This window comes from Acidocella aquatica (assembly GCF_030160635.1).
GTDB classification, from domain to species: Bacteria; Pseudomonadota; Alphaproteobacteria; order Acetobacterales; family Acetobacteraceae; genus Acidocella; species Acidocella aquatica.
This window is the reverse complement of the sequence record NZ_BSOS01000127.1, coordinates 1-2,411: the sequence shown is the minus strand read 5'-3', so window position 1 is coordinate 2,411 and position 2,411 is coordinate 1. Positions and strand designations below refer to the sequence as shown.

At 62.5% G+C, this 2,411-nt stretch carries 3 protein-coding genes; all 3 read right to left on the bottom strand.

Features of this window, described 5'->3' with window-relative positions; genetic code table 11:
• Window positions 1–634, bottom strand: a 634-nt coding sequence (locus QQJ84_RS19300) for a UPF0149 family protein (protein WP_284259956.1), incomplete at its 3' end; no start/stop codon positions are given.
• Entirely contained in the window at window positions 600–2,153 is a 1,554-nt protein-coding gene (gene tnpC / locus QQJ84_RS19295) for an IS66 family transposase (RefSeq protein ID WP_284259955.1), read from the bottom strand. The genes tnpC and QQJ84_RS19300, both read right to left, overlap by 35 nt.
• Window positions 2,154–2,203: 50 nt before the next feature.
• Window positions 2,204–2,356, bottom strand: a complete 153-nt coding sequence (tnpB, locus tag QQJ84_RS19290; RefSeq protein WP_348522700.1) for an IS66 family insertion sequence element accessory protein TnpB — start codon at window positions 2,354–2,356, stop codon at window positions 2,204–2,206.
• Between the last annotated feature and the right edge of the window lie 55 nt (window positions 2,357–2,411).

Sequence of the window (2,411 nt, the reverse complement as noted above, 5' to 3'; positions counted from 1 at the left end):
CGCAGGGACATGGCTCGTTGCGTCCAACCTTTGCGGTTGGTGGCGCATAGAAGACCGGCGGCATGTTGGTAAGCTCGTCATTCTTGAGGCGCCACGCGTTGAGGGTGACGATCCATCGAGTGATGTCGTCCGGTGCGGTGACGCATAAGGTGGAATATTGTTCTTCGGATAATTGCCGATCGTGCTGAACGGCGTTGATGAGGTGCCGTAGCCCGGACATGGCCTGCGCGGTTTGCGGGTCCGCGAGGCATTTCTGCCATGCTGCCGGGCGCAGCTTGTATGCGGTCTCAAAGCCTTCGATCCATAGCTCCCAAAGTATGTCGTCGTTGCGCGGGTCGATGGCGAACAGCGGGCCGTAATGGTCGGGCCGTTCGGCTAAGAGCCTGGCGGTGCCATTGTAATGCTGCATGACCAGGCCGATGAGTTTGTTGAGATGAGCGAGACTGTCGAAGGCCGGCTCGCCGCCCTCCTCGCTATCCCAGACCCAGCGCAGCCATTCGCTGGGCATGATCAGTTCCGGGCAGACGAGCAGACCTGCGATGAACCCGTCCAGCACCTCCAGCAGCATCGCCCCCTCGTCGAGTGCCAGTAATTCTTGTTCAAGCTGTTTCAGGTGACGGGGCAGGTCCGGCATGGTGCTTCCAGTTCCAAGGCAGTAGTTCGGTGAGCCTGTTGGCTGGGTGCCCTTTTGCCATGCGGTCGATGATGTTGGCGAGATAGGCTTCGGGGTCGAGCCCGTTGAGCTTTGCGGTTTCCAGCACGGTATAGATGATGGCGGCGCGCTCGCCGCCAGCTTCGGAGCCGAGGAACAGATAGTTTTTACGGGTGATGGCGATGCCACGCAGGGCCCGTTCGGCAGGGTTGTTGTCGATGCCGATACGGCCGTCGGTGGTGTAGAGGCACAAACCTTCCCAGCGGCCGAGGGCGTAGTTGATGGCCTTGGCGAGATTGGTCTTGGCAGAGAGGCGCCGGCGCTGTTCCTGGAGGTAGCGCTTGAGCTCGGCCAGCAGTGGGCGGGCTTGTTCCTGGCGGGCCAAAGCCCGGCGTTCGGCGTTCTCACCATTGATCTGGGCCTCGATGGCATAGAGTTCGCCAATCCGGAGCAGTGCTTCTTGGGCGATGGGGGATTTGGTGCGCTCGAATTCGTCGAAGAGTTTGCGGCGTGCGTGGGCCCAGCATGCGGCGTGCTGGATACGCGGTGCGTTACGCCCTGGCGCCGAGCTCTCACGGGTCAGTGCCGTGTAACCTGTGTAGGCATCGGCCTGGATGGTTCCTTCGAATCCCGCCAGATGATCGCGTGGACGCTCGCCTTTACGGTCGGGGCTGAACCGGTACCAAGCGGCAGAGGCGCGCGGCCCCTGCCAACTTCGTTCGTCCGTCAGATACACCCAGAGCCGCCCGGTTCTGGTGCGGCCAAGGCCAGGACTGAGCAGCGGCACAGGCGTATCATCAGTGTGGATCACCGGGGCAGCCCTCACATGGGCGCCGATCATGGCGGCGAGCGGGGCCAGCCACCAGGCAGTGTGTCCCACCCAATCAGCCAGTGTGGCGCGCTCGATCTCCACACCTTCGCGCGCCAGTATGGCGGATTGGCGGTAGAGCGGCAGACCGTCGAGATATTTGCTCACCACCACATGGGCGAGCAGGCCGGGACCGGGGCGGCCCTTCTCAATCGGCAGGTCGGGGGACGGCGCCTGGGTGATTGTCTCGCAAGCCCGGCAGGAGAATTTGGGCCGTATATGGCGGATCACCTTCAGCCGGGCCGGGATTTTCTCCAGCACCTCAGTGATATCCTCGCCGAGCTTGACCAGATGCGTACCGCCGCAAGCGGGGCAGACCTCGGCGGCGGGGTACAACACCTCTTCACGCGGCAGATGTGCCGGCAATGGCTTGCGCACCGCGGGTGACCGTGCCGGGCGCGGGCGCGGTATTGCCGCCACCCGCGCGGCCTCGGCTTCCTCAAGGTCTTCGAGCCGTAGTTCCAACTGCTCGACCTGCGCATCCAGCACCTCGGACGAGCGCCCGAACTGCATGCGCCGCAGCTTGTGTAATTGCGCCCTGTACTGCTCGATGAGCAGGTTCGCCGCCAAGAGTTCCGCCTCGCGTTCAGCGAGTTGGGCACGCAGATGAATGATCTCGGCGGTCGTATCCATCAGCGTGAAGTATAGCGATATTTGAAACAAATATCACGAGTTTTTGTGAATCAGCACGCCGCTTCCGGCGTAAAACTGCGCACTGGCGCGCGCCAGTCGATCCCCTCCAGCAGCATGGATAATTGCGCCGTGGTCAGCAGCACGGAGCCATCCCGCGCCTGTGGCCAGAGGAATTTGCCGCGCTCCAGTCGTTTGTACCTCAGTCAGAAATGCAGGTATTTCGCCGGCCTCTCCGCACCTTGTTACCGTGACCCACCC